18 protein-coding genes are annotated in these 26,861 nt (G+C 40.5%); 6 read left to right on the top strand and 12 right to left on the bottom strand.

Features of this window, described 5'->3' with window-relative positions; genetic code table 11:
* Window positions 1-3: 3 nt before the first annotated feature.
* From ACZ5L8_RS14205 to ACZ5L8_RS14190, 4 genes are all read right to left on the bottom strand, one after another.
* Entirely contained in the window at window positions 4-2,766 is a 2,763-nt protein-coding gene (locus ACZ5L8_RS14205) for a TonB-dependent receptor (RefSeq protein WP_464438330.1), read from the bottom strand.
* Entirely contained in the window at window positions 2,763-3,482 is a 720-nt protein-coding gene (locus ACZ5L8_RS14200; protein WP_464438329.1) for a hypothetical protein, read from the bottom strand. Before ACZ5L8_RS14200 ends, ACZ5L8_RS14205 begins: the two co-directional genes overlap by 4 nt.
* Before the next feature lie 127 nt (window positions 3,483-3,609).
* Window positions 3,610-4,569 (bottom strand): OmpA family protein, encoded by a 960-nt coding sequence (locus tag ACZ5L8_RS14195; RefSeq protein WP_464438328.1) that lies wholly within the window; start codon window positions 4,567-4,569, stop codon window positions 3,610-3,612.
* A gap of 14 nt (window positions 4,570-4,583) precedes the next feature.
* Window positions 4,584-5,342 carry an exodeoxyribonuclease III gene (locus tag ACZ5L8_RS14190; RefSeq protein WP_464438327.1) on the bottom strand — a complete coding sequence of 253 codons (759 nt, stop codon included), beginning with the start codon at window positions 5,340-5,342 and terminating at the stop codon, window positions 4,584-4,586.
* Window positions 5,343-5,477: 135 nt separating this feature from the next.
* Between ACZ5L8_RS14190 and ACZ5L8_RS14185 the strand changes: the two genes are divergently transcribed.
* Window positions 5,478-8,906, top strand: coding sequence for a hypothetical protein (locus ACZ5L8_RS14185; protein WP_464438326.1), 3,429 nt, complete (start codon window positions 5,478-5,480; stop codon window positions 8,904-8,906).
* Window positions 8,907-8,937: 31 nt separating this feature from the next.
* On the opposite strand, the gene ACZ5L8_RS14180 is transcribed toward ACZ5L8_RS14185, so the two are convergent.
* Both ACZ5L8_RS14180 and ACZ5L8_RS14175 read right to left on the bottom strand, forming a co-directional pair.
* Window positions 8,938-11,916 (bottom strand): GEVED domain-containing protein, encoded by a 2,979-nt coding sequence (locus ACZ5L8_RS14180; RefSeq protein WP_464438325.1) that lies wholly within the window; start codon window positions 11,914-11,916, stop codon window positions 8,938-8,940.
* Window positions 11,917-12,014: 98 nt separating this feature from the next.
* Window positions 12,015-13,550 (bottom strand): glycine--tRNA ligase, encoded by a 1,536-nt coding sequence (locus ACZ5L8_RS14175; RefSeq protein WP_464438324.1) that lies wholly within the window; start codon window positions 13,548-13,550, stop codon window positions 12,015-12,017.
* A gap of 157 nt (window positions 13,551-13,707) precedes the next feature.
* Between ACZ5L8_RS14175 and ACZ5L8_RS14170 the strand changes: the two genes are divergently transcribed.
* Entirely contained in the window at window positions 13,708-14,388 is a 681-nt protein-coding gene (locus ACZ5L8_RS14170; protein ID WP_464438323.1) for a ComF family protein, read from the top strand.
* Between the two features lie 47 nt (window positions 14,389-14,435).
* Entirely contained in the window at window positions 14,436-16,121 is a 1,686-nt protein-coding gene (locus ACZ5L8_RS14165; RefSeq protein WP_464438322.1) for an Ig-like domain-containing domain, read from the top strand.
* Here ACZ5L8_RS14165 and ACZ5L8_RS14160 read toward each other — a convergent pair.
* The 5 genes from ACZ5L8_RS14160 to ACZ5L8_RS14140 all read right to left on the bottom strand — a co-directional run bounded on the left by ACZ5L8_RS14160 (window position 16,081) and on the right by ACZ5L8_RS14140 (window position 19,847).
* Window positions 16,081-16,854 (bottom strand): amidohydrolase, encoded by a 774-nt coding sequence (locus ACZ5L8_RS14160; RefSeq protein WP_464438321.1) that lies wholly within the window; start codon window positions 16,852-16,854, stop codon window positions 16,081-16,083. The two genes, ACZ5L8_RS14165 and ACZ5L8_RS14160, sit on opposite strands and share 41 nt — an antisense overlap.
* Before the next feature lie 112 nt (window positions 16,855-16,966).
* Window positions 16,967-17,164: a cold-shock protein gene (locus ACZ5L8_RS14155; RefSeq protein WP_462599987.1), complete on the bottom strand. Its 198-nt coding sequence runs from the start codon at window positions 17,162-17,164 to the stop codon at window positions 16,967-16,969.
* A gap of 89 nt (window positions 17,165-17,253) precedes the next feature.
* Window positions 17,254-17,523 (bottom strand): hypothetical protein, encoded by a 270-nt coding sequence (locus tag ACZ5L8_RS14150; protein ID WP_464438320.1) that lies wholly within the window; start codon window positions 17,521-17,523, stop codon window positions 17,254-17,256.
* Between the two features lies 1 nt (window position 17,524).
* On the bottom strand, window positions 17,525-19,315 hold the full coding sequence (locus tag ACZ5L8_RS14145) for a chloride channel protein (RefSeq protein WP_464438319.1): 1,791 nt from the start codon (window positions 19,313-19,315) through the stop codon (window positions 17,525-17,527).
* Window positions 19,316-19,436: 121 nt separating this feature from the next.
* Window positions 19,437-19,847, bottom strand: a complete 411-nt coding sequence (locus ACZ5L8_RS14140; RefSeq protein ID WP_462599990.1) for a BrxA/BrxB family bacilliredoxin — start codon at window positions 19,845-19,847, stop codon at window positions 19,437-19,439.
* A gap of 203 nt (window positions 19,848-20,050) precedes the next feature.
* Between ACZ5L8_RS14140 and ACZ5L8_RS14135 the strand changes: the two genes are divergently transcribed.
* Complete coding sequence (locus ACZ5L8_RS14135; RefSeq protein ID WP_464438318.1) at window positions 20,051-20,788, top strand: TerB family tellurite resistance protein; 738 nt, start codon at window positions 20,051-20,053, stop codon at window positions 20,786-20,788.
* Between the two features lies 1 nt (window position 20,789).
* Here ACZ5L8_RS14135 and ACZ5L8_RS14130 read toward each other — a convergent pair whose 3' ends face one another.
* Window positions 20,790-21,920: a lycopene cyclase family protein gene (locus ACZ5L8_RS14130; RefSeq protein ID WP_464438317.1), complete on the bottom strand. Its 1,131-nt coding sequence runs from the start codon at window positions 21,918-21,920 to the stop codon at window positions 20,790-20,792.
* Between the two features lie 135 nt (window positions 21,921-22,055).
* Between ACZ5L8_RS14130 and ACZ5L8_RS14125 the strand changes: the two genes are divergently transcribed.
* Both ACZ5L8_RS14125 and ACZ5L8_RS14120 read left to right on the top strand, forming a co-directional pair.
* Complete coding sequence (locus tag ACZ5L8_RS14125; RefSeq protein ID WP_464438316.1) at window positions 22,056-22,439, top strand: hypothetical protein; 384 nt, start codon at window positions 22,056-22,058, stop codon at window positions 22,437-22,439.
* An 89-nt stretch (window positions 22,440-22,528) separates the two neighbouring features.
* Window positions 22,529-26,860: a CusA/CzcA family heavy metal efflux RND transporter gene (locus ACZ5L8_RS14120; RefSeq protein ID WP_464438315.1), complete on the top strand. Its 4,332-nt coding sequence runs from the start codon at window positions 22,529-22,531 to the stop codon at window positions 26,858-26,860.
* The last annotated feature ends 1 nt before the right edge of the window (window position 26,861 follow it).

Below are 26,861 nucleotides of genomic sequence, written 5' to 3'. Positions count from 1 at the left end.
CTCCTAAAATTTAAAGTTATAGGTGATCGTTGGCACCGGTACAGAGAATATCGAACTTTGATATGCTTTAACCTCTCCACTCTTAGTCACAAAGAAAACTGAGTAAGGATTATTTCTTCCCAGCACATTATAGACCGAAATATTTATAAAACTATGTCCCGGTTTATTCTTCTTATGATTTCCCTCAATATTTACGCCTAGATCCAGACGATAATAATCTGGAATTCTAAATTCGTTACGCTGACTGTAATACACATATTCCCCATTATTAAATTGATATTTACCTATAGGAAATGTCACAGGACGCCCCGTTTGATACACAAAATTTGCAGAGAAGCTGTAGCGCCTTGTCAACTTATAATTTGCAACTACACTAAGGTCATGCGGCTTATCATAATTTGATGGAAAATACTCACCCTTATTGATTCTCTCTTCGCTAAAATCACTATCAAACTGTATAAAAGACCGCGAATATGTATAACTCAAATACCCATTAAAATCACCCTTAGTTTTCTTAACCATAAACTCTACACCATACGATCTACCATTACCTTGCAGAACTTCGGTTTCAACATTGGGGTTTAAGAAAAGATTAGATCCTGTTTTAAAGTCTAGCACATTCTCACTGCTTTTGTAAAAACCCTCTAAACTTAGCTCATACATTGCCTCGTTTAAGTTCTTATAAAAGCCCAGCGAGTATTGCTGCGCGCGTTGCGGTTCTATATTAGAATCAGACAAAGTGTAAGTGTCTGTTGGTGCTGGCGTTGTATTATTTGAGAGCGTGTGCACATATTGCAAAGTGTTGTTGTAGCTGGCTTTCGCCGAAAAGTCCTCTGTAAAGAGATACCTTCCTGAAACCCTTACTTCAGGACCGCCATATGTTTCAATAAACTCATTGTTCTCATACGTGTTTGTTGAAGTTACTGTTGCATCACTTTTAGGCAAACCATCTTCATAAACACGTTCTGTTCCTGGACCCAGAGCGCTATACATTGAGTATCGCAAACCAAGATTAAGAAGCAGCTTATCGCTTACTTTAAAATTGTCTGATATGTAAATAGCAGATTCTAATCCGCGGGAATCTTCAATATCTAAAGGCTCAATATCAGAGTTATTCTTAGGCTCACGCTTACCCGGTTCTACATTATATAATTTCGTCGAAAGACCATAATCAAATTGATGATTTGCGCTAAGAACGTATGTAAAATCTGCATTGAGGTTTGTTTCATTGATCGCATAATTCTGGGCAAAACTATTGTTGCTTTCACTTTCATAATCAATATCAAACCTATAATCTGTATGGCTTAACGTTACTTCACCTCTATTTTTATCGTTGATCTTCCATTGCCAATTTAATGTGGCTAAGGCATTTTGATAACCATACAATGAATCTGATGTTATGCTGAAACGATCTTTACTAAAATAACCTGTCGCAACGATCTTGTTCTTCTCATTGATCTCGTGGTTGTATTTTAAATTCACATCATAAAATGAAGCGCTGCTATTTTTTAAAGATTCTTCATTAAGCGCTTTTAAGATATAATCAGAATAGGTTGCTCTTGCCCCAACTAGCAATCCAGACTTTTCTTTAACCACAGGTGTTTGAAGCATTAAGCTACTTGTAACAGGACCCAGAGAAGCTTCACCATTAAAATCTGTTGTGCTAGCATCTTTTGTTTTAATGTCAAAAACAGATGACAATCTCCCACCAAATTTCGCCGGAATATGTCCTTTATAAATTTCGGCAGTTGCTGTTGTAAATGGATTAATACCTGAAAAGATCCCAAAGAAATGCGTGGGATTATAAATCACTCCGTTATCGAGTAAGATCAGGTTTTGATCTACTTTACCACCACGCACGTTATAACCTGCTGCTCCTTCTCCTGCACTAGAGATACCAGGCAACGTGGTTGCCACTTTAAAGATGTCTCGCTCTCCCAGCACCAGCGGAATATTCTTGATATTTTCAACATCTATTTCTTCCGCTCCAGCGGTAGCATCCTCAACATTCTCGTTAAGTTGAGCATCAAGAAAGATCTCTCCCAGCTGCTCATAATTCTCGTTAACGCTCATATTAAGTGTGCCGTCATTATACATGATAACTTCTTGCACAAGGGTTTCGGTACCCATAGATTTTGCCTCAAGCACATTAGATCCTGCACGCAATCTTATCTCATACTTACCTGCTTCATCTGTTACAGCGCCTACGTTTCCATTTTGAGAAACGATCGCAAGATCTGGGATAGGCTCTCCTGTTTTTGCATTTGTTACTTTACCGCTAAGCGTGTAGCGCTGTCTATTATCAGTTTTATTTGCCTTACCTATTCTTACGGTTTTTGCATATCTAGATCGTGAACTGCTGTTATAAAAAACCGGAGCTCTATCACCAGCAACCGCATTAGTACTCGTCTTATTACCTGTAGAATCTACCTCTGGGAAGAATCCTCTGGGAACCTCACTGTAGATAATATTATTGAGTGTGAGAATTACTTTTTTATCAGTTGTGAGAAAGTAGTTAAGCGCTGTACCTTCAAAAACTGTTTCAAGAACTTCGTCTAGCGGTGCATTAGTAAATTCTTGGTTTATTGATTGTCCCTGCATCCATTCTTCAGAAAAATAGAATGTATAGCCTGACTTTTTCTCAATATCAAGAATAATCGCAAACAGATCTTCGTTATTATACTGCGCTGTGATAAGTGGTAGATTTTCTTGCGCAAAAAGCCCTGTGATGGTTAAGATGGTCAAAAGTGTAAATAGCTTCTTCATCGCATCTCGTTTAAAGTGTTAAGAAAATTACCTAACTGTATATAAAATGCATCAGGGTCATTCTTTTTCAGTGATCTTCTTTCTTTAAAAAATGCTTTTAAAGCATCTTTCTTTTCGGCAAAAGCCTCATACAGATCTTTAGCTTCTTCTACTCTTGTGAGTGTACTTTTCGTGTAAACGAAATAAAAAGGATCTCTTTCTAAATATTGATAATATGTCACTTCGCGATCCAGCTTTTTCTTCTCGGTTTTACGGTGTTTTTTTAGGATTGCCACTTGCTCATTCTTGGCCAACAATTCATAAAAAGCCGCAGGCTTAGTAGGATCAAAATTCCTGATGTTTATAAAGTGATTCTTCCCAAGAGTAAAGGAGCTCACCTCATTTTGCACAGGTTTTAAAATACTTCCCTCAAAAACGTCTTTAAGCTGAAAAAGCAACTGATCATTAAAAACATCATAGTTTAGGCTTACGCCAAAATACGGCTGCCCGAAGTAAGTAACGCTCCCAAGGTCAAAGCCGCTGGTAAGAAAATATTTGTTCTTTTCACCTACAGATGGGCGCTGGTCTGTATAGCTTATCCCGTTATACAGCGGTGTGTTTGCGACACCTATTTTACTATCAAACCACTCATAATATTCAGAAGGGAGACTCTCCTGAGAAGTTATCAGATTTGGCAGGAGTAAAACAGCTACAAGCGTTAAAAATAGTTTTAACATAGTAGAAGTTTGATTGATGATTATTTGGCTTTCGCCAAAAGAAAAACGAGGCCTTGAAAACTCAAAACCTCGTTAAACGTATAACTTTAATTTTAATTACTAAAACGATTAGTCTTAATATTTAGAATTATATGTCATTTAACAATTTTGTTACTTCATCTAGTTTTGGGGTAAGAATAACTTCTATTCTTCTGTTTTTTGACTTACCTTCTGCGGTTTCATTTGTTGCTACTGGCGCAAACTCACCACGACCTGCGGCTGTAAGATTTTGAGCTTCAATTCCCGCGGTTTGCAGTAAGATCTCAACAATTGCAGTTGCACGCTTTGTTGAAAGATCCCAGTTGTCTTTTAAAGGTCCGTTTCCGCCGTAAGGCACATTATCTGTATGACCCTCTATCAACACAGAGATGTCTGGATTTGTAGCAAGAACACTGGCAAGTTGCTGTACTGCTTGTTTACCTTGTGTTCCCACGGTCCAGCTACCGCTGTCAAAAAGCAACTTATTCTCTAGCGACACATATACTTTGCCATCGCGCTGCTCTACCGTTAATCCCTTACCTTCAAAGTCTACTAGCGCTTTGCTTATCGCATCTTTTAACGCACGCATTTTTGCATCTTTTTGTGCTAATAATCCTTCTAACTCATCTACTCGTTGTGAGCGCTCTGCGAGATCACGACGCAATTTGTCTAACTGGGCACGCTCTTCTGCAAGGGCGTTTTGTTTCGTTTCTAGTTCGCTAAGTAGTTCTCTGTTCTTTCGGCTATTTTCTGCGATTGTTGCAGAACTATTTGCTTCTAGCGCATCAAAACTTTCTTGAAGATTATCTAGATTTGTTTTTGTAGATGTGTATTTGCGTTGCAGTTCATCACGCTCTGCCGTTGCTTTTGCTAAGGCTTGTTCTAATTCTTGTGACTGCTTTTCAAATTTGTTCCATTCTTTTTTGGCGGCAGCCAGATCTTCTCTCAAGTCTGCATTTTCATCCTGCAAAGTGCTAAATCTAGACTCTAGGTCTTTATACACTTTTGCAGAAACGCAGGAGGTTAGTAAACCCCCCGCAAGGATAATGGTTAGGATTCTTTGTATCATGAATTTGTTGTTAGTTAATTTATTTCTACCAGATGCGGACAGTGGTCGCTGTGCATTGCATCGGGTAATATAACGGCTCTTTTGATATTTTCTTTTATAGGATCGCTCACCATATTATAATCTATACGCCAGCCTTTATTATTTGCACGCGCATTTGCTCTGTAACTCCACCAGGTATAATTGTGCGGCTCTTTGTTTAAATGGCGAAAAGAATCTGTAAAACCACTATCTATAAAGTTGCCTATCCACTCGCGTTCTACGGGTAGAAAGCCGCTTACATTTGCATTTCTCACAGGATCATGAATATCTATCGCCTCGTGACAAATATTATAATCACCGCCAATGATAAGATTCGGACGCTTCTTTTTCAGTTCGTTAACATACTTCTGAAAATCATCCATAAACATCAACTTGTGATCCAATCTGGCAATATTAGTTCCTGATGGCAAATACAAACTCATCACAGAAATATCACCAAAATCTACTCTGATATTTCTTCCTTCAAAATCCATATAATCCACGCCAGTGCCATATTCTACGTGATCTGGCTCTTCTTTTGTAAAGATCGCCACACCGCTGTACCCTTTTTTCTGCGCGCTAAACCAATAGCTATGATATCCTGCAGCTTCTATCTCTGCCAGGTCTACCTGCTCTTTATTTGCCTTTGTTTCTTGTAAGCACAAAACATCAGGTTGCGCCTGCTGCATCCATTCTACAAGACCTTTGCGCATCGCCGCGCGTATTCCGTTTACGTTATATGATATTATCTTCATGAAATTTCTTTGTATGCGTGCTAAATTAAGAACTGTAATCCAGTTTCCTTTCATTTGGCTTAAAGCCAAAACTACTATTCTTATCTTTCGCTAAAATCTAGATACTTTTTTAGTTCTATTGCTGTTACTATCTTGATGCCAAATAAGTACTTTTTTCTCTTGCTGTTGCTGCCTGCACTCCTCTGGGGTCAAGAGCAGAACGCGCCTGAAGAAAGAGTAAAACGCCTGGCAATTCAAGATACAATTGTGCTTGATAGCGTGAGTATCAACAATTCTTTTTTTAGCGTTTACTTGAAAAATGGTGCGCCATTAGATAGCTCAACCTATATCATAGATTATGGAAAAGCCATTTTTTCTTTCAAAAAAGATCTACAAGCAGAAGAAGATACACTGATCTTTAAATACCGAGTTTACCCAGATTTTCTCACAAAAAAATACTTTCTCTACGACAAAAACCGCATCGTGAATAACAACGGCGCGTTAGAGAAAGTCTATGCTATACAACAAGAAGAAAACAATAGGTCTTTTGTGCCTTTTGATGGCCTGCAAACTTCTGGAAGTATTGTGCGCGGTGTAACTGTGGGCAATAATCAAAATAGCACAGTAAACTCTGAACTGGACTTACAGATCACCGGAAGATTAAGTGACAAAGTAGGAATTAGAGCTTCGCTACAAGATGCAAATATCCCGCAGACGCAATATGGCTATTCACAAAGATTAGATGAATTTGATCAAATCTTCATTGAGCTTTTTAGCGACAACTGGAACATCAGAGCCGGTGACATTAATCTGAGAAATCAGGATTCATATTTTGGGCAATTCACCAAGAAGATCCAAGGATTATCCATCAATGCAAATATATCAAATGATGATAGTTCTACAGAACTTTTTGCCGCAGGCGCTATCGTAAAAGGTGTTTATAATCGTACAAGCATTCAAGGGCAAGAAGGTAATCAAGGACCGTATAAACTTACAGGCCCTAATGGTGAGTTATACCAACTCATAATTTCTGGAAGCGAACGCGTTTATGTAAATGGTGTTTTGCTTCAACGTGGCGAGAATGAAGATTACATCATAGATTATAATGCTGGCGAATTAAAATTCAATGCGACATTCCCTATTACCAGCGAGATGCGAATCATTGTAGAATATCAATACAGCGAGCAGAATTTCACTAGAATTATCGCTTATGGCGGCGGAAATCATGAAAGCGCAAATGGTAAATTCAAAATAAGTGCAAGTGTGTACTCTGAGAATGATGCAAAAAACCAACCGCTATTGCAAAACCTAAGCAGGGAGCAAGTAGAAATTTTGGCGCAAGCCGGAGATAACTCATCACAAATGATCGCTCCTAGCGCCGTGATCGATGAGTATAGCGAGAACAAAATTCTGTATCGTCAAGAACTTGTAAACGGCAACACGATTTACATTTTTTCTACTGATGAAAGCGAAGAATTATACAATGTTAGATTTACAGAAGTGGGCGCAAATCAAGGCAATTACATACTTGCAGATAATGCTGCGGTAAGTCGCATCTTTGAATATATCGCTCCTGTAAATGGCATCCCGCAAGGGGATTTTGAACCTATAATTCAGTTGACAGCGCCTAATAAAATACAGTTAGCGACCATTTCGGGAAGTTATGATCCTTCTCAAAAAACGCACATTGCCTTTGAAGCTGCAGGAAGTAAATATGATCAAAACCTTTTTTCTCAACTTGACGACAACAACAATAATGGTTTTGCAGGGCATTTTGAAGGCAGGCAGTTAGTTTTTGGTACGCGCGACAGTACACATCTTGATGCGTATGCGACTTTAGATCACATAGGTTCTAACTTCCAGAATATTGAGAGAAACTATAACATTGAGTTTAATCGCGACTGGAATTTACCACTCACCACACGCCAACTAGATGGTCTCACGCTGGCAACCGGTGGATTTAATTACAACACAGCGCGGTATGGGAATTATAATTATCAGTTTGAGCATCTTGATTATGCCTCAACACTTTCGGGCAGTAGACATCTTGTAAATGCTTCGGTGAATCGCGAGAAGTTCAAAGCGTTTCTTAACGGGAGTTTGCTTAAAACTTCGTCAGATTCTTTAACTACAGACTTTCTTAGGCTTAACGCTTTCGCCGTAAGGGGATTTAAAAAAACGTGGCTGGGCGCAAAAATCCAGACAGAAAATAACCAGCGACTAAATACCTTTATCGATCAAAAAGACAGTCTCTCGCAACGGTTTATTGCTTATGAGGCTTTCGCCGGAATAGGTGACAGCACAAACGTTTTTGCCGAAATAGGTTACAGACAGCGTTACAACGACAGTTTGCGCGGCAATGAGCTAACACGTGTAAATCATAGCAACACGTATTATTTAAAGTCGCAACTCATAAAAAGCAAGAACACAGCCCTACGTGTTTTTGTGAATTATCGCAGCCTGAAGTATACAAATGAGGACATTGCTGATGAGAATTCGCTAAACTCCAGAGTGGTGTATGATCAATATTTGTTTGACAGATTACTGCGCTGGAACACCGTTTATGAAACAAACAGCGGAACGTTACCGCAACAAGAATATTCATTTTTACGGGTAGATGAAGGTCAGGGAACACACACCTGGATTGACTACAACAACGACGGAATACAGCAATTGCAAGAGTTTGAAATTGCGCAATTTCAAGATGAGGCAGATTTTTTAAAAGTGCTTTTGCCTAATAGTGTTTTTGTAAAAACGCATCAAAACAAACTGAGTCAGATCATAACCTTAAATCCGCAGCAATGGAGCGGTCAGCAAGGGTTAAAGAAGTTTCTTTCTCACTTTTATAATCAAACCAGCTATTTACTAGACAGGAAGATCTTGCGCAACGGCGACGGCTTTGAGCTCAATCCTTTTACAGAAACGGCTGGCGAACTGGGCGTCAACCTCAGCCTACGCAACACGCTTTTTTTTAACCGCGGGAAACAACATTACACAACGAGTTACACCTATCTGTCCACAGCCACAAAAAATCTGTTGAGCATAGGTTTGCAGGAGAATGAATTGAAAAGTCATCAGCTCAATTTTCTGCATAAGATCAAGCAAGATTATATTTTCAATTTTAAGACAGAGCTAGGCAGTACAGCAAGCACTTCTGAGAATTTTGAAAGCCGCAATTTTAAGATCGACAATCTGTCTTTTAACCCTAAGATCTCCTACTTGATCAACGACAGAGCACGTATTGAGGGTTTTTATGCTTTCGCCAAAAAGGAAAATCAGCTAGGCGATGGCGAGCTATTAAAACAACAAGATCTGGGCGTTGCTTTTGCGTATGCTAATGCGGGTAAAATTTCGCTCAATGGCGAAATAAAATACATCAACAACAACTTTGAAGGCAGCAATTTTACTCCGGTTTCTTATCAAATGCTTGAAGGTTTGCAGCCGGGATCAAACTTCACGTGGAGTTTACTTGCTCAAAAGCGCTTGACAAAATTCCTGGATCTCAATGTAAATTACTTTGGCAGAAAAAGCGAAAAAAGCCGCACCATTCATACAGGAACAGTGCAGCTTCGTGCATTTTTCTAGGGTTTGGGTCCTTTTCGCCGAAAGGCAAAACCTATTTTACCGCGATCTTCTTTGTCGCAAAACCACTCTCATCTCCCAATCTCACCACATAGATCCCAGAAGCAGCATAAGACATATCAAGATCATAAGTGTATTTACCTGATGTATTTGAGATCCAGTTTGAAGCCAGCGTTTGACCGGCAAGATTGTAAATCGCAAACTTGAGATCATCTGTACGTTCTGTGGTGCGCAATGTGATCGTAAAATGATTTTTCTCTGGCTCAATGATCTCGAGATTCGCACCGGCAAAGGTGCTATTCTCTACAGACATTGACGCTGTGACGCGCAAGGTGTAATCGTTAATTCGGCCAAATTCTAGATCATCACATGGGTCTGTAACATCACCGTCATAATCTTCATCTTCGCCGCGCACACGCATTCTATAATCGCCTATGGGCAGATTAGATGGTAAAGTAAGCGTGAACTCAGTATCTGTGTTTTCTAGCGCTACAAGGCCATTTGCAACCATCTCATCACTTTCAAACGTGTTGTTATTATCTATATCTACAAAAAACGCATATGCGCTATCATCAAAGCCGGTTTGCAAGGTTCCTGTAAATGGATTGTTTGATAGATCTACAGGTATGATCGTCGAGGTGTTATCTGTGTATCCAGTAGCAGAACAGTCTGTCGTTATCGTGGTTTCGCCCAGCGTGAACTCGGTAACACCATCATTAAATTCTTCACAATTACCTTGAGGAATACAAAGTTCTCTGATGATCTGTAGAGAAAATTCATCATTCGTAGCATCTTGATCTCCATTAAGATCTGTGCCTGCAATAAGATCATAGGTTCCTGTTGCATTTACATTTATGGTCTGTGTAAATGAATAGATCGCTGTAGATTGTCCTGGCAAGACATCTGTAAAAACTTCGTTTATCTGCGCATTTTGATCCAGTTTAAAATACACCGGGAAGTTAGTCTGTGATTGATCACCATAATTTGTGATCTCTACTCTTACCTCTGCAGTTGTGGTTCCTTCAGGATATTGATCTGGACTCAAGATCGCGGAAACGCCAATGTCGTTTTGAAAGATATTCTGCACCTGTTTTGTGATAGCGTCATTTGCAGTGTCTTCATCGCCGGTAAGATTTACATCTGCTGTGATGGTATAAATTTTACCATCTACAGATAGATCTGCTGGCACGGAGAAGGTGTAGTCTGCACTTTCGTTAAAAGCAAGCGTACCTGAGAAATTTTCGGCGACAGCCGTACCACCATCAATGCTATATGTTACCTCAAAATTGCTTTGTGCATTTGTGCCGTTATTTCTTATCGTGATCGTCACATCTTCTGAAGCGCCTACGTTACCCGTTTGTGGAGCGACAATTTGTGTTACCATAAGATCATCTCTTAGATCTGGTTGCAAATGAAATTTAGCAACAACATCTGCTCTGTCTGGGTTAAAATATTCTGTAATGAACCAAAAATCTCTTTCATTCACAGGATCTAGCGTCATGTGTGTGTAATCTGCATACCGCTCAAAAGAGCTATTACCGGTACTATTTGCGATCGTAGATTCGGGCACACTCATTTCTCCTAGTGGATCATTTACATATCTTCCTGTAAATCGTATCCCAACGCTTTGTGTGGGCGAAACTGTACTGTAACCAAGAGCGATATTTCCCTCATCATCCATAACCATACTGCCGGCAAATGCATTTGCGCCTGATGGCGAAACATAAGTTCCTTCTTGAAAAATACTCCACGGTGCGCCTTCTGCATCCTGCCTTAATTCATACCATCGTATCCCTGCAAGTTCACCGCTAGATGAACCATCTACATCAACCACAAAATTGAAAATAGCCGAATTATACGTAGGGAATTTTCTAAACTGCGCCTGATTCATGATCGTGGCTTGAAGTGCATCTATATCTTGACCGTTAGGCTGTGTGAGGTTTGCAAAATCACCTCCATCAAAAACGCTATTAAAATCTGCCGTGGTGATCTGTGTAGGGTTAGAGATCGAAGAATTTTCAATGGTTTGCCAATCCATTGTGATTTCCCAAAGTTTTAAATGATCATCAGCAACACCAGCCCATGCATCATCCTGCATATAAACCACAGTTGCCGGGCCGCCAGCTGGTAAAGTAGGATTTCCTGCATTAAAGAATTGCGGACTGTAAAAACCTATATCCTGAATGCCCGTTAATGGGAAACCCACAAATCTTGCATCTTTACCCGCAAGAAGACTGTCGCGCTCCATGACAAAAACTTGGTTCTCGGTGTTATAAATATTTGCAGTTACATAATATCCGTCATGCCACACAGAATATTTGGGATAATCTGGGAATTTCCCTGTGTCGTATGAAGTATAAATGTACCACTCGTCATTCACAGGATCTGGACCAGCACAGACAGCGATATTTAAACCATGCTGATAATCATAATCAGGATCATCATCATTCTCAAAATCGTCATCCTCAAATTCTGTAATTATAAAACGATCTGCCGCAGCATCATAAAGTACAATTGGGTCACCGGCGTTATTCCCTTCAAAGAGCGTCCCCAGTTTAGCTTCTGGTGTTAGCGGATTTCCTGTTTTATCAAAAATGCGAAAACCTGTATTCCAAGCTGCGACATAATGATTAGGTCCTACGGCACCGGTAGGATCTGTAGGCGCAAATTCAAAATCATCTTTTGCATCAAAAACCAGATCTGGAATTATGGGTTGCATAGGAGCTCTGGTCGCACTTCTGGTAGGCAATTGCTCTATAAGTGGATCTGCACCTCGCGGAAAACCCTTGCCTGGCACGACTCTATTGCCGTGTCTACGCTTTGGGTTTACTTCTCTTTCTTCTTCCTCACCTGGCAACTGCAGCGTACCGTTACGCATCTGCTCTGCAAAACTGGGTGCAACACGCACAAGTTTAAGACCTGCTATTTTTTCGGGTCCTTGTTTTTGGGCTTTCGCCGAAAAGGAAACCAAACAGACGGCAAGTATAAAAAGGAGATTATAGGCATTTTTCATAGGGGCAGATTTTTGGCCTTGAGCCATAATAGCTCTAAGATATGTGAATATACGCACAAAGCATAAAAAAAGCCTCAATGTCTTGAGGCTTAATCGTTTTATTTGATCCAGTGCTTAAAATCAAGCTTATCATGCAGTATTTGTGATAGTTGATCGATAGGCACTCGCTTTTGCTCCATTGTGTCACGATCTCTTATGGTAACACTGTTGTCTTCTAACGTGTCGTGATCTACCGTGATACAAAATGGTGTACCCGCAGCATCCTGACGACGATATCTTCTTCCTACAGCATCCTTCTCATCATAGTCAACGTTAAAATCCCACTTAAGTTCATCGACGATCTTGCGCGCAACTTCTGGCAATCCGTCTTTCTTAACTAGTGGAAGAATCGCAGCTTTTACCGGTGCGATAACCGCCGGGATTTTAAGAACCGTTCTTGTGGTACCGTTCTCTAACTCTTCATCCATAAGTGATTGAGAGAAAACAGCTAGAAACATACGATCAAGACCTATAGAAGTTTCGATCACGTAAGGCACGTAATTCTCGTTAAGTTCTGGGTCAAAGAATTGTAGCTTTTTACCAGAATGCTCTTCATGCGCTTTAAGATCAAAATCTGTGCGGCTATGAATACCTTCAAGTTCTTTAAATCCAAATGGGAAATTAAATTCTATATCTGCCGCAGCATTTGCATAGTGCGCCAATTTATCATGATCGTGGAAACGATAATTTTCTTCACCAAGACCTAGAGACAAGTGCCATTTTAAACGGTCTTCCTTCCATTTTTCATACCACGCTAACTCTTCTCCTGGGCGTACAAAGAATTGCATTTCCATTTGTTCAAACTCACGCATACGGAAGATAAACTGTCTCGCTACGATCTCGTTTCTAAACGCTTTACCTGTTTGTGCAATACCAAAAGGAATTTTCATCCTTCCTGTTTTTTGCACATTCAAGAAGTTTACAAAAATACCTTGAGCCGTTTCTGGACGCAGATAAAGATCTGTAGCTGTCTCTGCAGATGCTCCCAGTTTTGTACCGAACATCAAATTGAACTGGCGAACATCTGTCCAGTTTTTAGAACCAGTTTCAGGATCTGCGATTCCCAGTTCCTCTATCAATGCTTTTACATCGGCAAGATCTTCTGCTTCTAGCGAGCGCGCCATTCTTTCTAGCACCTCACGTTGCTCTGTGCGGTAACGCACCACACGTGGATTTGTGCTTACAAATTGCTCCTCGTCAAAGCTTTCGCCAAAACGCTTTTTCGCCTTAGCGATCTCCTTCTCTGCCTTTTGATTAAGCTTCTCTGCATAATCTTCTATAAGCACATCAGCACGGTATCTTTTCTTAGAATCTTTATTATCGATCAACGGATCGTTAAAAGCATCAACGTGTCCTGAAGCCTTCCAGGTTGTAGGATGCATAAAGATAGATGCATCGATCCCCACAATATTTTCGTGCAATTGCACCATCCACTTCCACCAGTAATCACGAATGTTTTTCTTAAGCTCTGCCCCGTTTTGACCATAGTCATACACCGCGCTTAACCCGTCATAGATCTCACTACTGCTAAAAATATATCCGTACTCCTTTGCGTGAGCAATTACCTTCTTAAACTTATCTTCCTGTTGTGCCATTCTAAAATTTTAGTTTAGGGTGGTAAAAATAAAAAATCCATGTAATGCGGCACTTTTTAAGTGAGATGTATTTATGGCTTTCGCCAAAATTTTTCTCATCAGATCCCTAAAAAGCCATTTTTGACCACTTTTTTAAAAAAAGCGTACCTTTTAAAACATGAATGCGTTGCTAAATATCTTTTTTCCAGAAGTTTGCCCATCATGCCATGAGCATTTAAATATGGGTGAAAAGTTTATTTGCACCACTTGCAGGCATGCTCTACCTCGCACAGATTTTCACACACTTGAAGAAACACCAATTCATAATTTATTATTAGGTCGAGTTCCGCTGGAGTATGCTACGGCTTTGTTCTACTATCATAAAAAGAGCGATGTGCAGCATCTTATTCACAATTTAAAATACCGAAATCATGAAAGCATTAGTTACAATCTAGGCGCTTGGCTAGGTGAAGAATTAAAACTTTCAGGGAGATTTGCTGATGTAGATTGTGTGGTTCCCGTACCGCTTCATTGGATAAGACGACACTTTAGAGGATATAATCAAGTAGATGGTTTTGCTATAGAAATTGCAAAAGCACTCAATATTCCTGTGGTTAAAGATGTGCTTTATCGCCGTATCAGTACGTCTAAACAAGTATTCATGAAACGAGAATCACGAAGCACTTCTATCTTAAATTCTTTCGCCGTAAGGCAAAAAGAAAAACTAATGAATAAGCATATTTTACTGGTAGATGACCTCATCACCACCGGCGGAACTGCAGAGGGTTGTTATCTTGCGCTGCAAGAAATTTCTGGACTAAAAGTGAGTATGGCTTTTATGGCGATGGCAGCGAGCTAAAACCTGCACACGAAAACACAAAAATTTGTCGTTATTTTGCCATGCTTATGAGAAAGAGAATCCTCAATTTTTTAGCTTTTTGTGCGCTATTCATGCTTGTGGTTAATTGTGCTAAACGCAGTTCGCCCACGGGTGGTCCTAAGGATGAAGATCCACCGGTGTTTGTAAAAGCAGATCCGCCTAATTATACGATAAACTTTGATGAAGAAGAGATTCGCATTTACTTTGACGAGTACATCAAGTTTAAGGATATACAGAAGCAGCTAATTATTTCTCCGCCTATCTCTCCAAAACCTTTGGTTTCTCCCATGGGCGGCGCTTCAAAATATGTAAGCATCAAGATCGAGGATACAGCGCTAGTGCCTAATACTACATATGTTTTCAACTTTGGGCAAAGTATTGTAGACAATAACGAGGGTAATCCTTATCCATTTTTTAAATATGTGATGTCTACAGGAGATTATATTGATTCGCTTAAGGTAAAAGGTGAGATCAAAGATGCACTCATGCCGTTACCTGAGGATTATGTAACGGTGATGCTTTATGAAAGAGATAGTATTTATAAAGACTCGGTTGTGTTTAATGAGCAACCACGCTATGTCACAAACACGTTAGATAGTTTAACCACCTTTGAACTTACGAATCTTAAAGCTGGCACGTATCGACTTGTGGCTCTTAAAGACGAGGATAACAATTTCACTTTTCAACCAGATAAAGACAAAATAGGTTTTATTGAAGAGTTTATAACGCTTCCTGCAGACACAGCGAAGTTTCACACCATAACCTTGTTTAATGAAGATCTGTTGACTGAGGTTGAGCGCCCACGCCAACTGAAATCGCAGCGGGTTAATTTTGCTTTTCAGGGTTTTGCAGACAGTGTTGAAATTGATCTGATCTCACAAAAACCAGCAGATTTTGAGAAACTCATCACGTATCGTAAAAACGAAGACTCGATAAAGTATTGGTACAAACCCAATTTTGAAGCAGACTCTCTTGTTTTTAATATTAAAACACCAACGGCAAATGATACGCTTGTCTTAAGAAAAAGACCAGTGAAAAACGATTCTCTTGTTTTCTTGCCAGAGAACAGCAACAACATCGCACTTGGAGATATTTTTAAGGTAAACACAAACATCCCTATTGTCGCTGTTGACACCTCAAAGATCAGTATTGAGAAAAAGGATTCAACGTTTGTAAAAGACTTTAAGGTAAATCTCTATCCGCGTGAATCTAGGTTTACCATCGGTTTTAAAACAGATGAAAGCGAAACGTATAAGATCCAGATGCTTCCTGAGGCTTTTACAGATTTCTTAGGGCATAAAAACGACACGTTAACGTACGGCCCAAGGACTTCCCAATATTCTGATTTTGGTGATTTTGAAATTACTTTGGCTGCAGCCAAAGACAGTTTAGCATACATCGTACAGCTCACTACAGACAAAGGCGACGTAAAACTAGAACAAGCCGGCAAACCTGGTCAAACGGTATTTACCTTCAACACAGTTGCGCCATCTGGCTACTTAGTAAGAGTGATAGAAGATAAAAACGGTAATGGTAAATTTGACACTGGTAACTTCTTACTACGCAGACAGCCAGAAACTGCTTTTTACTATCCAGAAGTTGTGGATGTGAGAAAAGGCTGGTTCCCAAAACCTACCTTTATCTTATCTCAAGCTACAGATACAGCTCCTGTTACTGAAGAAGAAACTGATCCCGGTCTGCCAGAAAATTAAGTTTCTCGCGGGTTTCAATAATATGCTGCTTTGATAAAGTTGCAGTGATCGTAGTTTCGTCTTCATCTGCAAAAGCAATGGTAGCTCCCAGCGCATCATAAATTGCACTGTGGCCGGTATATTCATAATTACCGCCGTCTTTGCCTATGCGATTTACGCCTATGCTATATGCCATGTTCTCAATCGCTCTTGCTTGCAGTAAAGTATCCCAAGCGTGCACGCGAGTTTTAGGCCAATTTGCCACATAGATCACAACATCATAATCGCATGTATTTCTCGCAAAAACAGGAAACCTAAGATCATAACAAATCTGTAAAAACAGTTTAAACCCCTTGTATTCTACAGTTACCGGGCTTTCGCCTTTTTTGTACGCTTTATGTTCACCGGCAAGTGTAAAAAGATGTCGCTTATCGTAATTGGTTATTGAGCCGTCTGGTGTTACAAAATAGAATCGGTTGTAAAATGTGATTCCTTCCTTAACCATAAGGCTGCCGGCGATAGCTAAGTTCTTCTCAGCAGCTTTAGCCTTCATCCATTGCACGGTGGCGCCGTTTGTGCTTTCGGCGAAGCCTTGTGGATTCATACTAAATCCTGTTGAAAACATTTCGGGCAAGACAACAAGATCTGCATCTTGTATTGCATTGATCTTCTGCTCTAGATATTCACGATTTGCTGCGGGATCTTCCCAGGCTAGCGGCGCTTGTATTGCGGCAACATTAAGGGTATTATTCATGTAAGAAAATTACAAAATTGCCTGTAGATGTCGTGTGTGATTTTTTGGCTTAAGCCAAATAAAAAAGCCCTGCATAATGAGGGCTTGTACAAAAATATAAGTGAATATATTTTTAGTCTTGGATCACGCGCACTTGAGCGGCAACCATTCCTTTACGTCCTTCTTCTTCAATGTACTCTACCTGATCACCTTCTTCAAGCACTTGACCGTTAAGTCCTGATGCGTGTACGAAGATATCCTTACCAGTGTCGTCATTGGTGATGAATCCAAAGCCTTTAGACTCAATAAAGAATTTAACTGTACCTTTCATTATAGCATTATAAATATTTGATTAGTTACAAATCTACACTAATTATTGAAACGACCGCCCATTATTGTAGAATATATTGAAGCCGAAATCTATTGATTATCAGATTCTTTTGAATCATTATAATCGCGCATCTTTCTTATATTTTCTTCGTTAAGCATATAATCTGTTACATTTTTATCCTTCCAGCGGTGATATAAAAAGATGGGCATGAGAATAAATGCTCCGCTTAAGATCGCAATGCCTATAATTTTATCTCCCACGGCAAATGCTTCTTCTGATCTATAATAAAAACCTGTTGCCAAGGCAATTACAATAGAAAAGAAAATGACGATCATTAAAATTCTACGTGCTTTTTTCATGCTATATTTTTCCTGAAACTCTAAGAAGTTGTCTTCTGTAAACGGTAAGAAGTTTAGACTTTGAGATAAAGCCTAGGTATTTTCCGTTTTTGATCACGGGTAAATTCCATGCGCCGCTGCCTTGAAATTTGTTCATTACGGCTTTCGCCGAATCGCTCTCGAGGTAGATATATTCTGGTGCGGCATGCATGAGACTTTCTATCACGACCTTGTCATACAGTTTTGCATCAAACATGATATCTCTAATATCATCTAAGGTTATGACGCCTACTAGTTCGTTTTCATCATTCACAACCGGGAAGAGGTTACGCGTAGATTTTGCGACAGCGTTCTTAACCATTTCACCCAGTGTTGTTGTGGGTTTTACCGCGATAAAATTAGTTTCTATCACGCTGTTAAGATCCATAAGTGTAAGCGCTGCGCTGTCTTTATCGTGTGTGATAAGTTCGCCGCGCAAGCCCAGCTCCATCGCATAAACAGAGTGCGGCTGAAAGTATTTATTAATACCATAAGCGATCGCAGCGGTGATCATAAGCGGCACAAAAAGTCCGTAGCCATTTGTGATCTCTGCAATAAGGAAGATAGCCGTGAGTGGCGCATGCAAAACTCCGGCAAGTAAACCGGCCATTCCCACAAGTGTGAAATTACTTTCAGAAACATGGAAGCCTAAGCCCATGTTATTAATGATCTTTGCTACGCAATTGCCCAAACAACTTCCTGTAAATAGCACTGGCGCAAAGATCCCTCCTACACCGCCGGCGGCAAACGTAAATGACGTGGCAAAAACCTTAAAGATCACAAGACCTATAAGCAGCCCGATGATGATCCAGATGTTATCTAAATAGGCTTCAAAGAATGTATCGCCTAGCGCTTCAATATCATTTCCTAAAAGTAAGTTGTTTATTGTATCAAAACCCTCACCATACAACGGCGGAATAAGAAAAACGAAGAAACCAAGAGCAATTCCGGCGAAAGCCAACTTTTTATACGGCGATTGCCATTTGTTGAAAAACTTAAGAATGCTAAAGTAACTACGGCAGAAGTACACTGAGCTCAACCCCGCAACAATACCTAAAACCAAATAATATGGGAAGTCGTCAATGGTAAAATCATCTCTCAAGGTAAATGGCAAGATGGTATCATAACCAAAGAAAAAATGAGAGGTCAACACTCCAGAAATAGACGCTAGCAAAAGCGGCACTAGAGAAACTAAAGTAAGGTCAAGGCTAAAAACCTCGATCGCAAAAATGATCGCTGCAATAGGCGCTTTAAAAATACATGCCATCGCACCAGCCGCAGCACAGCCCAACAGTAATAAACGCGTTGCTTGATTTACTCTAAAGAATCTTGAAATATTAGAACTTATTGCGGTTCCTGTAATTACCGTGGGGCTCTCTAATCCCACAGATCCACCAAAACCCACAGTGAGCGGCGCACTTATCGCCGAAGCAAACATCTGATGTCTTCTTAAAAGTCCTTTTCTTTTTGAGATCGCGCGCAGTGTACTGCTAATACCATGATTAACGGGATGACGCACAAATACTTTAATGATGATCAAGGTTAAGATCAAACCTATTACTGGGAAAATGAAGTAAAAACCTAAGTGAGATTCTTCAATTAATTTTCCTTCTACCAGCCATTGTATAAGATAGGTAAGGTTCTTTAAAAAAACCGCTCCCAGCCCAGCCATAAGTCCTACCAGAATACTAAGTATGTAAATAAAATTCTGATTAGAAATATGCTTATATCTCCAGATGTGAAAACGGTGAAGTAAAGGCTTGTTGTGTGGCATAAGAGAAGATTACCTTTTTACAGCACAAAAGTAGTGAGATAGACATGAATTGTGCACTGATTTAGGCGCAAAAAAAATCCCGATCATCAAGATCGGGATTCATATTTTTTAATGTGTCTGATTAGCAGAACTCGTTAAAAGCATCTACAAGATTGTCTGCGATCATTTCTGCAGGACGACCTTCAATGTGGTGACGCTCTAACATGTGCACTAACTCACCATCTTTAAACAATGCCATAGAAGGAGATGATGGTGGAAAAGGCACCATAAACCCACGCGCAAGATCAGTTGCCTCACGGTCTACACCAGCAAAAACTGTAAAAAGATTATCTGGAGTTTTCTCATTTCTCAAAGCGATCTTAGCGCCAGGACGTGCATTTGCAGCCGCACAACCACAAACAGAGTTTACTACCACAAGTGTAGTTCCGCTTCTTTCCATTGCTGCTTTTACATCATCTGTAGTATGTAATTCCGTAAAGCCTACTTGAGTTAGGTCTTCACGCATAGGTTTTACTAATTCTGGTGGATACATATCTTATCTTAATTTTTTTAAAGTTACAAAGTTACATTATCTGTCGGGCAGAGTTTAAAAAACATACACATAATCTTGTTTTTTTGGCTGCAGCCAAAAATCTAAACCCAACAAAACCTCGCCATAAAGTAACAAATGCCACACATCTACTACTTATTTAATAGCTAGACTTTACTTTTGCAACCTAAAATTAGGCCAGTTTAATGATTAGATGGATAGGTGCCATTGTAGGCATGATGTATAGAGGTGTTCCTGGAGGGATCATAGGATTCTTCATAGGTATGCTGTTAGACAACGCACTGGGAACAAAAAAAACCGCCACAAAAAGTTGGGCGAATCCTACCTCAACAAGAAATGTTTCTCCCGGAGATTTTGAGTTAAATCTTCTCTCTCTTTGCTCTTTAGTTATAAAAGCAGACGGCAAAGTAAGCCAGCAAGAGCTAGATTATGTGCGTATGTATTTTGTGCGCTCTTATGGCAAAGAACGTGCAAACGCAACCTTTAGAACGTTTAACGATGTTATAAAAAACAGGCAAGTAGATGCTGCCAGAGTTTGCAATTATCTTGTCTCTCGCACGCGTTATGAAGTGCGCCTGCAAATCGTGCATTTTCTTTTTGGCATCGCACAAGCAGACGGGCTGGTTTCTGAGCCAGAGGTGAAAAAGATCGCTCAGATCGCTGGCTATTTAAGACTTAACCGCAACGAGTTTGAAGGTATCAAAGCCATGTTCTTTAAAAGTGCAGACAGCGCATACAAGATCCTTGAGATCGAGAGAAATGCAGACAATGCTGCTGTGAAGCGCGCTTACCGCGAAATGGCAAAAAAATACCATCCAGACAAGCTACAGCACATGGATGAAGCCTACCGCAAAGGCGCCGAAGAAAAATTTAGAAAAGTACAAGAAGCTTACGAAACCATCCAGAAGGAACGCGGCATGTAGTTTATACAAAAAGTGCTTTGAGAAAAGGCACTTTAGGCAAGCTCCAGATGATCTTTATATCTTCGCTTAAGGTTGATTCTCCATCCAGAAATCTAAAAATACGCTCTGGCGGATTCTTCTGAAACATCAGGGTAAATAGCGCTGCGCCGCGCTCGTTTTGCGCACTCAACACTTGCAGGAACAATTTATCATACCATCTAAAACGATCGGCTATTTTAAATTGCTTAAAGTCTTTTTCTGTTTTTAAAAAATCAAGAAGCTTTCGCGAAAACTTCTCTGCATAGTGAAACGTATAACCGGTACTGCCTCGCGTCCAGCCGCCAGCCGTGCCTATATGCATCACGTTTTTTGAGTTATGTTGCTCAAAGGGAAAAGCCGTCATGGGGATAACACCTTGCTCCTTATCTACGATCTCATAATCTGTGATCTGCCTTTCGGTTAAATAGTCTTTGATCGCTGCTTCATATTCCTCGTCTTTCAACAGATCTTTAGAGAAAAGCGTGTATTCTACAAGTGCTTCGTTCTTACCTTCTGGCAAGACATACATAAATCGTGTATTGCCTCGCTGTGGCACGGTAAAGTCCATAAACGTGGCAACATCAGGTGAAAACACGTTTTCCCTTGTCTTGATCTTCCACCCTATAAAATGCTGCTTCAATACAGGAAAAACCCTTTGTTTTTCTAATCTTTCTGGCGGTAAGAAACTGGTTAAAAGTTTTCTTGTGGTATACTCGTTTTGGTCGGTTTTAAGCGAGATACAATCGTCCTGCTCTTCGTAAGACACAAAGGCTTCCACTTTAAAATATATGTTTTGCGTCTGAGAAATTTTGGCGAAAGCCCATTTATAAAAATCCAGCGATTCTATCTTATGATACGCATAAGGCTCAATAGCAAATTGCTCGTCAAAATCTGTACTGGAAAATTGGATCTTTGGCCACGTTTTAGAAACCAACTCCTGAAAATCGCTATCGCCCTTTCCCCAATGGCACCAGGTTTTGTCGTTTTTAGTTTTCTCTTCTTTGTCTAAGATCAGGATTTGCTTGTCAGCGAAAAATGGGTCGCTAGCCATACGCGTTGCCATCTTGAGACCGCTAAGGCCAGCGCCAAGAATGATGTAATCGTAAGTAGGCATTTGATGGTTTTAAGCTTGCGCGGACTAAGATACGACTTGCTCTATTTTCTTTGGAATGTTTCTGTATTAATCCCATTGCTTCATTATTTAACACAATGACGGTCTTTATGAATGGCTTTATTTTAATTTTACAACATGCATAGATTGTACACCCTGGCACTATCGATCATCATGCTCACGCAGAGCATGGGTTTTGGCCTGGATGATATTATCAATCTCAAAATCCTTTTTGAGCACTACGAGATGCATAAAGCAGAGTATGGTGATACGCTGTATTCTTTTTTTGAGAAACATTATGGCGACCAGCGCAAAGAGCATGACGGCATGCATGATGAGCATGAGAAACTGCCTTTTAGCCATGCAAATGTTCATCTTGCTACAGTTTACATCACACCATTATCTTTTGAAGTTTTAAAAAATGAAACAAGCCCCATTCACAAGGGCGATTCCTTTTTTTATACAGATAACTACAACTTCACACAGAGGGCAGATATCTTTCAGCCGCCACGGCTTAGCTAAGTAAATACGAGCACCTTTTTCAGGTGAATTTCACTGTGCTTCTCATTGAGGAGGTCACAGCATTTTACAATCCTATTTATTTAGTTATCATGCTTTCAGCAATCATACGCTTTAGCATCAGGAACAAATTGATCGTCCTGTTGTTTACGGCACTCATTCTTGGTTTTGGATTTTATTCATTATCTAAGATCGCCATTGGCGCAACGCCAGATATTACCAATAACCAAATCCAGGTTATCACCACTTCCGAAAATCTTTCTACTCAGGATATGGAGCAATTCATAACGTATCCTGTAGAACTGCAAATGGCCAATTTACCAGGCGTAAAAGAAATACGTTCTGTTTCAAAATTTGGTCTTTCTGTAGTAACGGTCGTTTTTGAAGATGACCTCGGCACATATCTTCCGCGGCAGCTTATCGCTGAAAAAATTCAATCTGCGGCAGAGCAAATCCCAGAGGGTTTTGGCACACCGCAAATGGGGCCAATTACCACGGGCCTTGGCGAAATCTATCAATACACGCTTGACACAAAACCGGGGTATGAAGACCAGTATTCTGCCATGGATTTGCGCACCATTCAAGATTGGATAGTAAAACGCCAACTTTCAGGGATTCCTGGCGTGGTAGAGATAAATACTTGGGGCGGCTATTTAAAGCAATACGAAGTAGCGATTGACAATAACCAACTCAACGCCATGGGAATCACGGTTACCCAAGTCATGGATGCGCTGGAGAAGAACAACAGCATTGCCGGCGGCGGATATATCGAGCAATCCAATCAAGCGTATTTTATTCGCGGAGAAGGTTTGGCGCAAAGCCTAGATGAAATAGGAGATATCGTTGTTGCCAATAAAAACGGTACGCCTGTTTATGTTAAGGATATCGCGACTTTAGGTTATGGTCATGCAACGCGTTTTGGTGCGATTACTGGTAACGGCGAGGGTGAAAAAGTGCTGGGACAAATCATGATGCTCAAAGGCGCTGGGACTAAAAAAGTTATTGATGCCGTTAATGAACGTGTCGCCGAAATCTCTAAATCACTGCCCGAAGGTGTTTATATCAATCCATTTCTTGACCGCAGTGACCTCATAGGCAGAACAACATTCACCATTGCCGAAAATCTGATTCTGGGATGTCTCATCGTCATCTTTGTGGTGGTTTTGCTTTTAGGAAACATCCGCAGCGGACTTGTGGTTGCATCGGTAATCCCGTTGTGCTTGATGTTTGCGCTTTCGCTGATGTACATTTTTGGTGTAGATGCAAACTTGATGAGCTTGGGAGCAATAGACTTTGGTATCATCATCGATGGTGCTGTAATTATCGTTGAGTTTACTGCATTTCAGTTGGCTTCACGCCAAATAGACCCAGCGGTAACAGATAGAAAACAATTAAGAGCGATTAAGAATCAAACCACGCTAGAAAGCGCATCAAAAATGATGAACTCTGCTGTTTTTGGTCAACTCATTATTTTAATAGTTTTCATCCCCATTCTCTCGCTTAGCGGTGTAGAAGGCAAAATGTTCAGGCCTATGGCATTGACCTTTTGCTTTGCGTTGATAGGCGCGATGATTCTTTGTTTTACTTACGTCCCCGTGGCATCGTCACTATTTCTCAAGGCCGGCGGTAATACTACAAATAAGCTTTCGCGAAAGCTAATCTCATGGCTCAACCGGGCGTATAGTCCATTGATTGAAGGTGCGATGAAAGCAAAAAGGCTCGTGATTCTTAGCGCTGCCGTTTTACTGGGTATCGCCACTTTTATTTTTGTGAATATGGGAGGCGAATTTGTACCCACGCTTGACGAAGGTGATTTTGTGATTCAGCCGGTTTTAAAAACAGGAACTTCCCTGAGCGAGACCATAAAAATCACCACAAAAATGGAGCAAATCCTCATTGACCAGTTTCCTGAGGTAAATCAAGTGGTGAGCAAAATAGGCGCTGCAGAAGTTCCTACAGACCCCATGTCTATGGAAGAAAGCGACGTTAACGTCACCCTAAAACCTAAAAGCGAATGGGTAAATGCTGACACTAAAGACGAACTCGCCGAAAAAGTAAAAGAAGCGCTTAGCGTGATTCCTGGGCTTGAGCTAGAGTTTACCCAACCTATCGAGATGCGTTTTAACGAACTCATCACTGGCGTGCGGGCAGATATTGCGATTAAGGTTTTTGGCGAAGACCTAGATATCCTTAGCGAGAAGGCTAACGAGATAAGCAATCTTATCCAAAATGTGGAAGGTGCAGCAGATATCACCGTTGAGAAAGTAACCGGTTTGCCACAAATCATGGTAGACTATAACCGTGCAAAAATCGCGCGCTATGGTCTCAACATTGCCGATATCAACAAACTCATCACCATGGGATTCGCAGGAATTTCTCAAGGCAGCATTTTTGAGGGTGAAAAGCGATTTGACCTCGTTGTGCGCTTTGATGAGAATAGCCGCGAAAATATAGAAGACCTACAGAATCTTTTTGTGGATTTGCCTTCCGGCGAAAAGGTGCCACTTCAAGAACTTGCCACCATTTCTTACACAAAAGGAGCCGCAAAAATCTCTCGAGACGACACTCAGCGACGTATCGTGGTGGGAGTGAATGTGCGCAATAGAGATTTACAAAGCGTAGTAGATGAAATCATGCTTAAAGTAAATAAGAACATCATTTTACCCGTAGGTTACACCATTGATTATGGCGGGCAATATGAAAATCTTCAAAATGCATCCGCGCGATTAAAGGTGGCAGTGCCTATTGCATTATTACTCATATTCATCATGCTGTATTTTGCATTTAAATCTGTAAAAGAAGCCTTGATAATATTCTCAGCCATTCCACTTTCTGCGGTGGGTGGCGTGCTGTTTTTATGGATTAGGGATATGCCGTTCAGTATCTCAGCCGGTGTTGGGTTTATCGCATTATTTGGTATCGCAGTGCTTAACGGCATTGTACTGATTGAACATTATAAAGAACTCAGAGAACAAGGCATGAAAAACATAAATGAAATTGTAGTAAAAGGAGCTAAAGACAGACTTAGAGCGGTATTACTTACAGCTTCAGCTGCTGCATTAGGATTCTTGCCTATGGCAGTTTCTCAAGGCTCGGGGGCCGAAGTTCAGCGCCCACTGGCAACTGTTGTAATAGGTGGTTTGATTACAGCGACTTTGTTGACGCTGATTGTGCTACCTGTTTTGGTTTCGATTTTTGAACATGATACAAAGAAAAAGTTCAAAAAAGCCTTACGCTTAAAGTGGTTAATACTGCCTATTCCGTTTGTTCTTTTCGCGGAAGCGAACGCACAAGAAAAGGTGGCAAACTTTGATGATTTGCGGGCCATCGCAATTGAAAACAACGCAGCTTTAAAGGCGGCAAACCTGCGCACGCAAGCACTGGAAAAGGAAGTGGGAAGCGCCTTTGATTTCGATAAGACCGAAGTTTATTACCATTATGACGAGAACAATCTGGCGTATAACAATCAGCCGATTCACGTGTATGGCGTGCAGCAAAGTTTTGCATTTCCCACGGTTTATTTTGCCAGGGCACGACTCAACCGCAGTCAGTTTAACTTGAGCGAGTCGCAGGAAGCGATGGCAAAAATCAATTTTGAAAAAGAATTGGCCATCAATTACAATGAGTTGCTGTGGCATGAAGAGCAACTGAGCATTTATGAAAAGTTAGACAGTATTTATAAGGATTTTGCTCATGCGGCAAGCAGGAAGTTTGAACTGGGCGAGTCTAATTATCTTGAGAAAATTACGGCTAAAGCCAAACAAAAAGAGCTCGAAACCCAGCGTGCCCAAGTGTTTGAACACAAACGAGCATCTATGATTACTCTAACAAATATGGCGCAGGCAGAGGATTCTTTGACTTTTGAATTCCCGCCATTAACCGCCATGCTCATCGTGCAAACCGCCGAAAGTGTGCAAGCGGCAACACAGGTTTATGAAGCGCAAGGCGAGGCCGCTGTCGCCGAAAGTAATCTAAACAAGCAAGCGCTTTTACCAGATTTGACGGCAAGTTACTTTCAAGGCAGTAATAATGGAATTGATGAAAACTTAATTGGTTATCAACTGGGCGTTAGGATTCCGCTGTTCTTTAATGGTAAAGTCTCAAAAATAAAAGCTGCAAAACTTAGGCAAGAAGCTGCAGAACAGGATTTAGCGAATTATAAAATACGCATTGAATCTCAGGAAGCAAAGCTTAGGGCCGAACTCACGAAGTACAGGAAGGCCCTTGAGTATTACGACAATGAGGGCGAGGAACTTTCGCAACAGCTTATAAAAATGGGCGCAACTAGTTATAAAAATGGAGAAATCGACTTTTTTGAATACATCCAGACGCTAGAAAATGCCTATGAAATAGAGCTTGCCGCGCTCAAAACTCTACACGATTACAATCGTGTAGCTATCCAACTCAACTACTTAACGCTATAAA

Source organism: Leeuwenhoekiella obamensis, assembly GCF_055391795.1.
Note: the sequence above shows the minus strand (reverse complement) of the source record. Positions and strands in the feature narration are given on the sequence as shown.